The following is an 8,405-nucleotide window of genomic DNA, read 5'->3' as shown; positions in this document are numbered from 1 at the left end:
TGACATCGCGCGGCAGGCGTGTAGATTCCGCCGCGCGACCACGCTCACGACCGCCAACCGGAGGGACGGGTGGAAAGCTCCAGGATCGATACGCTGCGGAAGATGGTGCAGGCCAGCCCGCGCGACCCGCGCCCCCGCTTCGGGCTGGCGATGGAGTACGAGAAGATCGGCCGCTGGGAGGCCGTGGTCACCGAGCTGACCGAGTACCTGAAGCTCACCGACGACCAGGGCAACGCGTACGGCCGCCTGGCCCACGCCCTCCGCGAGCTGGGCCGCGACGACGACGCCCGCGACATGTACCAGAAGGGCATCGACGCCGCCTACCGCAACGGCCACCCCACCATGGCCGGCGAGTTCGAAGAAGTCCTGGACGAGATGGGGTGATTCGCCTGGGACCCATTTCTGGCGCGAGAGGTCGGCGATGCAGTATCGTGGTGTATGCCGACGATCAAGGGAGTGCCTGGTCCATACCGACTGTTCTTCTACAGCTTCGACTGTAACGAGCCCATGCACGTCCATGCGGAGCGAGAACGCATGCAGTGCAAGTTCTGGTTGGCCCCGCTCATGTTGGCGAGCAACGACGGCTTCACTCCTCGTGAGCTGAATCGCTTACGAGCCATTATCCGCGAGCACGAAACAAGAGTTCGGGAGGCGTGGAATGAGCACTGTTCTCAAGGTTGACCCCCGAGTCACCTCGGTGCGGGTCACTGACGACTCCATTACCGCAGAGTTGGCGGACGGCCGCACGATCAGCGTTCCGCTCGCATGGTCGTGGCGGCTCTCGGACGCGACACCCGTCCAGCGTGCGAACTGGCGCCTCATCGGGTCGGGTCACGGAATCCACTGGCCTGACGTGGACGAGGACATCAGCGTCCGCGGTATGCTCGACGGCGTGCCCGCCGTCCGCGGGAATGCCGCTGCGGCTTAGGGAATGCCTCTGTTGCAGCGATGTCAGCCGTGACGTGATCGGCGACTGAAGCTGTTCGGCGATGATCGTCGACGGTGAAAAGCTCCCCCGCCCGAGGACCGGACGGGGGAGCTTTTCATCTGCCGGACTTCGGCTCCGTCACACGAGCGGGCAGCCGGCGCACGGCTCCTTCCGCGGGCAGCCCTCGCACGGAAGCTCGGCTGCGGCCTGCTCCTGCGACGCGGCGGCATCGGCCAGGCGCGCGGCGAGGTAGCGCATGCGACGCGAGTTTGTCGGCTCGTCGAACTCCCCTTCGCGCGCGGAGCCGAGCGTGCCCGCCGCCGCGCCCGCCACGATCTCCCGCACCTGCTCCAACTCCGCGGGCGCCATCAGGCCCAGCCCCGGCACCTCGGTTCGCGGCGAGCGCTCCACGACCAGCACCTTCCGCGCGAACGAGACGAACATCGAGCACGCCTCGGGGCAGGGCACGACGGCATCTCCCGTCACCGCACCCTCGTCCGCAAGCGCGAGCGGCGCGTCGGCATCGATCTCCCAGGCCACGCGGCGCAGGCAGACGGCGTCCGCACAGCAGGCGCGCACCGTGTTGCGCACCACGTCGTCGGCCAGCAGACGCACGGACGAGTAGATGCCGCTCTGCCGCGCCGCGGTTTCGCGCCAGTGCGTGACCCGCAGCGAGCCGTCGCGGCCGGCGTGCCAGTGCGCCGCGCAGGCCGGGTACAGGTAGTCGAGCGCCGTCCACAGCCCGCGCGCGTCCAAGTCGACGATCGCCCAGCCCTGCCGCAGGTTGGGCGCCGTCTTCAGCGGCCGGTGCTCGCCCGCGTTCGTCGTCTGCGCGATCTCGCGCGCCGCGAACGGATCGGCGGTGACGGTCGATAGCGATGCGAGCGAGCGGTGCACGTCGCGCGCGTGGCGGATCTCGTATCTACCGTCCCCGGCCCGGAGCAGCCGCGCCTGGACGAAGACGCGCCCTGCATCTCCCGCCTCGTCCACCCACGCCACCAGCGCCTCGCGCGCCGCCGCCACGCCCGCGAGCGCGTGGATGCCGCGCATCTCCAGCGTGTCAGACATACGCTGGCTCCCCCACGCGCACATGCTCCGGCACCCTCGCGCCTGCCTCGCGGGCGCGCTGGAGCACGATCTCCGCGACCTCGGGGAAGGTGCCCACGGGCGCCGCGTAGAACACCGTCCGCCCGTCCTTCTCCGTCACCGGGCTCACCGCCGGCCGGTGCAGCCCCAGGTCGTCGGGGATGGTCTCCTGCGTGTGCCAGCCCTCCGCGACGAAGAAGGGCACCAGCACGAGCGTCCGCTCCTCCATCTCGTCCACGACCTCGCCCACCTTGGGCTGCTGGTCCAGGAACCCGGTGCGCACGTGCCCGAACACGCCCGCCGCGTCCGCCTCGCGGCTCACGCGGTAGATGACTTCGCTGGAGTTGCTGTTCCGCTCCGTCCCGTGGCCGATGATCACCAGCCCCGCCCCGCGCGCCTGCTCGTCGCTCAGCCCGGCGATCTCCTCCGCGCGCCGCAGGATCATGCCCGGCATGAGCGGATGCGTGCCCACGGGCGGCGTGTAGTGGATGGTCTTCCTCAGCTTGCGCGTGGTGGACGGCGCGGGCCCGTCCAGCCCCATGTCGCGCGGGATGACTTCGCGCGTGAAGTAGCCTTCGGAGATGAAGAGAGGGACCACGTACACCTCGTCGGCCTCCACCAGGTCGAACACCTCGCGCATGGAGGGCTCTTCCTTCCAGAAGCACTCGCGCACCTCGTCGAACGCCCCCGTGCGCCGGATCGCCTCGGCGTGCCGGTATACGGGGGCGCTGGAGTCGGCGTTCAGGTGCGACCCGTGGCCGATGATGATCAGGGCTTGCAAACCGCGCTTCTCCTTCCGTGCTCGTGACTTGGCGAGCGGAAGAATGGGCGCGCGATGGGGTTCGGGCAAGGGATGGGGGAGATGCGGCGCGGCCCGCTCAGGAGCCCTGCTCGCCCTTCACCAGCAGCCCGTACGCCGCCTTCTGCGCGGGCGACAGCTTCGCCGGCAGGCCGACGAGGATGGCCGGCTGGCTCGCCTTCTCGGGGAGATGGAGAACGAGATGATCCCGCGGCACCGGTGGAGTGTAGTCGCTCGCCTTGCCGCTCGCATCCAGCTGCACCGTGCGGCCGGGCGCCGTCAGCACCGCCAGCACGCGCCCGTACTCCAGCCACTCCGCCAGCGGATCCGACTCCTCCTCCGCCACCCGCGGGATCAGCTTCGCCTGGAAGTAGCCGAGCGCGCGCTTGTATCCGTCGCCACCCGCCTCGCGCAGCTTCACCATCTGCGCGCGGTAGAAGTCGCGCGGGTCGCGCGCTCCGGCATCCTTCAGCGCGCTCTCGAACCGCTGGTCGGCTCGCTGGCGCAGATCGTCGTCGGCCATGCTCTTGGGCTGAAATGGCGAATTGTACGGAAGATGTGCACACAGGATTCTACGTCGCGAGAGGCGCGAAATCCACCAGGGAGATTCAGGCGCCGCGAGTATCACCGCTCGGTTCTGTGAAGCCGGAATGGATGCGGCGCCGGATTCGGCCGCAATCAGATCCGTTCACAGGCTTGGGCCAGCGGCTACGCGAGAATCTGCCTTTGCGGCTGCTGGGGAGCGGCAGCTCGAAACCGGACAAGATTCCGGTTGTGCGAATACGGTCCTGCTTATACGTTCTCAAAACCATCAGCACGCCAGCCTTCGTTTTTCGCTCGTCTGTCCCACTGCACACCATCTCCCGGCGTGCAGTCGCAATGCAGCCCTCTTCACCAAACTCCACCTTTATCACACGATTTCGCATGATGCCCTTCCTCCGGCTCGTCCGCTCGGCTTCCCTCTCCATCGCACTGATTGTTCCTGTCGCGTGGACCTCCACCGCCGCCGCGCAGTGCAGTCCCACGCGCGTGGAGGCGGTCCAGGGTGTGTACCGCCAGGTGCTGGAGCGCGAGGCGACGCCGGGTGAGGTGGCGTTCTGGCAGGCTCCGCCCGACAGCGCGCGGAGCATGCGTTACATCGTCCAGCAGGCCGTCTACTCCGTGGAGTACCAGACGCGGTTCATCACCGGACGCACGAACGCGGACGTGACGAAGCAGCTCTACCTGCACCTGATGGCTCGCGAGCCGGTGGGCAACGAGTGGAGCTCGGCACCTGTGGGCAGCGACTGGTCAGGGGTGATGAACGCGCTGCTGAACAGCAGCGAGTACACGGCGCGCTTCGGCGACCGCGGGGTGCCGGGCAGCCCCATGCAGGTGTGGGACTGCGCCAAGCCGGGCCTGTCGCTGGAGCCTGCGCAGGCGTCGGCCACGCAGATGCGCGGCATGTGCCTGACGATCGCCGTCTCGGGCGGTGCGTACGAGTGCGGTGACCTGCGGCTGGCGCACGCGCTGCCTTCGGTGCGCATCCGCAGCAAGGCACGCACACCCGTGCTGCTGTACAACAGCCAGCACGCGCAGCCGCACCCGCTGGTGGGCGCCTACGTGACGCTGCCCGCCGCAGCCGACCGGGTGGATGCCACGGTCGCGATTACCGGGCAGGCATCCCACACCGGGAGTTGGACCGGCTGGGGCGCCAACGTGTCGCGGCGCATTACCATTGGCTGGGACTGGGACATCCTGCAGCCCACCGGCCTCTACCCGTACACGCTGCAGGTGACCGCGTACTCGGGCAGCACGGTCGTGGCGAGCTACAGCGCATCGGGTGAGATGGCGGTGGTCAACCGCTCGGCCTCCGCGTTCGGGGCGGGGTGGTGGCTGGCAGGATTCGAGCAGGTGATCGCCGTCTCGAACAACCGCCTGCTGTGGGTGGGCGGCGACGGGAGCACGCAGGTCTACAACCCCGCCAGCTTCGCCTCGTACGTGTGGTACGGCGACGTGGTCTCGCGCGGAGACACCATCCGGCAGTACGTCCCCACATCCACCCAGCCGTACACCTTTGCGCGCGAGCTGCCGGGCAAAGCGAAGATCTGGTACGACTCCGCGGGTTTCCAGATCGCGAGCGAGGACCGCTTCGCACATCGCACCACCTTCGACGTGGACCCGGCCACGAAGCGGCTGAACACGATCCACCTGTACGGCGTGAGCGGCTACCAATACGGCTTCACCTACGCGAACGCAGGCAAGCTGAGCGCAGCCACGCTGACGGCAGGCACGGCCCAGCGCAGCGTCACGATGAGCGTGGATGGAACGGGCCGGCTGACGCAGTTCACCGATCCGGACGCCACGACGGAGGTGATGACGTTCGACACCGCGGCGCTCACGCCACGCCGAGTGGCGACGCAGACGGATGCGCGCGGCACCGTCTCGCGCTTCGGCTACGACGCGGGCGGGAAGCTGGCGAACTCGCGCCTGGAGATGCAGGGGCAGGGCTCGGACATCGTGCTCGGCTTCCAGGCGCAGGAGACGCGCGGGCTGGCTCCCGCCGCGAACCAGCCGCCGGGCGCGCCCGCGTGGACGACGGACACGTACACGCTGATGGGCGGCCCGCGGACCGACAGCACCATCTACAACCGCTTCTGGCTGGACCGCTGGGGCGCGCCGCGCAAGATCGTCAACGCCCGCGGCGACTCGACCGCGGTGGTGGTGCGCGGCGATCCGCGCTTCCCGGGCGCGGTCACGCGCATGGACGCGCTGGGCGCAGGCGGCACGCGCATGGTGAGCCGCGCCTGGTACAACGCCCGTGGCGGCGTGGACAGCACGGCCGCGGTCAACCCGTTCGGCCCCAAGTCGAACGGCAGCGACAGCTCGGCCGTGACGAAGTACACGTACGGCGACACGAGCTGGCCGGACTTCGTGACGGAGGTGAGGTCGCCGACGGGGCTGCTGACGAAGATGCACTACGACGCGGCGGGCAACCGCGACTTCCAGCAGGTGGGGCAGGACAGCATGCGCGGCGTCCGCTACCACTACGACTCGGAAGGTCGCGTGGACTGGGTGCGGAGCGCGGCCGCCGGAGCGCGCGGCGAGGCCGCGGAGCAGGTGCTGTACGACGCCGTTCTCGGCAACCCGAGCGAGACGCTGAGCCCGCTGGGCGCACGCACCACCTCGCTGAGCGACGCCTACGGCCGCGTGTACCTCACGCGCAGCTACATCGACGCGACCCACCTCGCGACCGACAGCACAGTGTACGACGTGATGGACCAGGTGACGCACACGTACAGCTACGCACCCTCGCTCCAGTACACGACCGTCGCCGGCAGCCTGATCAAGAACACGGCGCATCCCACCCTGCACGTGCAGAGCTACTACGACCGCGGCGGGCTGCTGCTGCGCGCGGACCGCTGGTCCGACCCGGACAGCCTGGGCATCGACACCATCTCCACCCGCTGGCGCTACGATCCCGCGGGCCGGAAGGTCTCCGAGATGGCGCCCGACAACACGCCGGGCGACACCATCAACAACACGATCGAGCGCACCTTCTACGACGCGGCCGGCAACGCGGACTCGGTGGTCACCCGGCTGGGCGACCACATCCGGATGAAGTACGACGTGCTGAACCGGCTGACCGACCGCTACGTCCCCTCGCGCTCAGACGTGAACGGGGCAATTCCGGGTGACACCTCGCACTTCGAGTACGACGCCGGCGGCGGGATGCTCGCGGCGAACAACGCCACCGCGCGCATCAGCCGGAGCTACTATCCCGGGGGTGCGCTGAACACCGACCGCTCGTGGGTGGCGAGCAGCAGCGGCAGCTTCGTGCAGGGCCAGCACGACTACACCATCGGCCACGTGTACGACCTGGAAGGCCGGCAGGTCGCCCTCAACCACCCGCGCAGTCTCACGCAGGACAGCGCCGCGTGGCAGACGACGTACGCCTACGACGACTCCACGGGCGCGCTGGCCTCGGTGACGGACCCGCTGGGGCACATCAACCGCTTCAGGTACACGCTGGAAGGGCAGCTCGACACGCTGGTGCTGCCGGGCAACATCCGGGAGACGCACCACTACGACGCGGACGGGCGCATGACGCGCCGCATCCGCAGCAGCCTCTACGACGACTCGCTGGTCTACGACCGCCGCGGCAAGGTGACGACCGCGCGCACCATGTCCGACATCCAGCAGATGGCCTACGACGGACTGGGCCACCTCGTCTGGAGCTTCCAGGACCGCATCGTCAACACGCCCCAGGAAAGCGACTCCGAGGAGGAGTACGGCTTCGATGCGCTGGGCAACACCACCTTCCGGCTGCGAATGGGCATTGCACCCGGCCAGGTCAATGCCGCCGGCTACCCGATCCGCGAGAGCTACGAGCTGGGCACGGGCCGTCATCTCGGCTCCCACACGCCAACGAACAGCACGATCGGCGTGGCCCAGCAGCGCCACGAGAAGCGCGTCTTCAACGCCGCGGGCGATGCCGTCAGCGACACCACCATCGCTGGACTTCAACTGATCACCGCGGGAAGCAGTGCGAATCAGAATAGTGCGTACTTCACCGAGTTCGTGCAGGCCTGGTGGGTTGACGAAAAAGGGGACTACCATCAAACAGCCGACACCGTCTCCGGGCCAGGCGCCCCGGACCAGTCGGGCCGGCAGGTCCTCTCCACGAACAGCAGCTACCGAGCCGACGGCAAGCTCGCGATCTTCCGCCGCGACGCGGATTGCCTGTACAGCCTGGCAGCGGCGAGCTGCACCGGGCAGGCACCGGCACACGGCTCTCAGGACCTAACGGAGACGTATGCGTACGATGCGCTGGGCCGGCGTGTGCTGGTCCGCACGACGACACCAGAGGGCAACTACCCGCTGGGAACCGCACTTCCAGGCACGTGCCCGAGCGACCTGCCGCGCTGCGACAACACGACGAAGCGGACCGTGTGGGACGGCGATCAGGTGCTGTACGAGATGCGCTATCCGAACACCCAGGCGGACAAGGAGGCGGGGCTCGACTCCACGAACATCGCGGCGCTGGCGCACCGGGCGGAGGTGGACAGCACGGCGCAGGGTCACGCATACGGCGGCCCGAACACCTCCGCGTGGGCACCCAGCGGGCGAGTGGCGTACGTGCATGCCGGCAGGCTGGACCAGCCGCTCGGCCTGATCCGCATGGACTACAGCTACGACTTCCCCGATCCCGTGCTGATAGTGCCGCACGCGAACTGGAAGAGCGCGTACGAGACGAGTACCTTCGACGATGGGTACGCCACACGGTGCAAAACGGTGTGGATGCCGTCCAACGAAGTGATCACGTCGGGAAGCGGAAGCAGCGGAGGCGAGGGCGGCACTATCGGCAACACCAACCCCGAGGAGGGGCCGGACACCACGCAGGTGCGCTGCATCGAGCGGGACTTCCCCGGCGCGTACATGGGCGTCTCTCGCCTGCTGAAGCGGCAGACGGTGTACGGCCCTATCGCCTGGATGGGCAGCCTGGTGCAGGACGCGCAGGACGCCAGCGGCCTCATGTACCGCCGCAACCGCTACTACGACCCGCAAACCGGCAAGTTCACGCAGGAGGATCCGGCGGGGCTGGCGGGCGGA

At 68.6% G+C, this 8,405-nt stretch carries 6 protein-coding genes; 3 read left to right on the top strand and 3 right to left on the bottom strand.

What is annotated here, in order from left to right:
* Positions 1 to 69 precede the first annotated feature (69 nt).
* Positions 70 to 384, top strand: coding sequence for a hypothetical protein (locus VFE05_17170; protein ID HET6231810.1), 315 nt, complete (start codon positions 70 to 72; stop codon positions 382 to 384).
* A 274-nt stretch (positions 385 to 658) separates the two neighbouring features.
* Positions 659 to 928: a DUF2442 domain-containing protein gene (locus VFE05_17165; GenBank protein HET6231809.1), complete on the top strand. Its 270-nt coding sequence runs from the start codon at positions 659 to 661 to the stop codon at positions 926 to 928.
* 138 nt (positions 929 to 1,066) lie between these two features.
* Here VFE05_17165 and VFE05_17160 read toward each other — a convergent pair whose 3' ends face one another.
* The 3 genes from VFE05_17160 to VFE05_17150 all read right to left on the bottom strand — a co-directional run bounded on the left by VFE05_17160 (position 1,067) and on the right by VFE05_17150 (position 3,336).
* Positions 1,067 to 1,996 carry a DR2241 family protein gene (locus VFE05_17160; protein HET6231808.1) on the bottom strand — a complete coding sequence of 310 codons (930 nt, stop codon included), beginning with the start codon at positions 1,994 to 1,996 and terminating at the stop codon, positions 1,067 to 1,069.
* Complete coding sequence (locus VFE05_17155; protein ID HET6231807.1) at positions 1,989 to 2,795, bottom strand: CbiX/SirB N-terminal domain-containing protein; 807 nt, start codon at positions 2,793 to 2,795, stop codon at positions 1,989 to 1,991. Before VFE05_17155 ends, VFE05_17160 begins: the two co-directional genes overlap by 8 nt.
* A gap of 97 nt (positions 2,796 to 2,892) precedes the next feature.
* Positions 2,893 to 3,336, bottom strand: coding sequence for a hypothetical protein (locus VFE05_17150; protein ID HET6231806.1), 444 nt, complete (start codon positions 3,334 to 3,336; stop codon positions 2,893 to 2,895).
* A 401-nt stretch (positions 3,337 to 3,737) separates the two neighbouring features.
* Here VFE05_17150 and VFE05_17145 point away from each other — a divergent pair.
* A partial coding sequence (locus VFE05_17145; protein ID HET6231805.1) for a phycobilisome rod-core linker polypeptide occupies positions 3,738 to 8,405 on the top strand: 4,668 nt, incomplete at its 3' end.

The sequence above is a fragment of the Longimicrobiaceae bacterium genome, from assembly GCA_035696245.1.
In the GTDB taxonomy this organism is placed as follows: domain Bacteria; phylum Gemmatimonadota; class Gemmatimonadetes; order Longimicrobiales; family Longimicrobiaceae; genus DASRQW01.
This window is presented reverse-complemented; position numbering and strand designations above follow the sequence as displayed.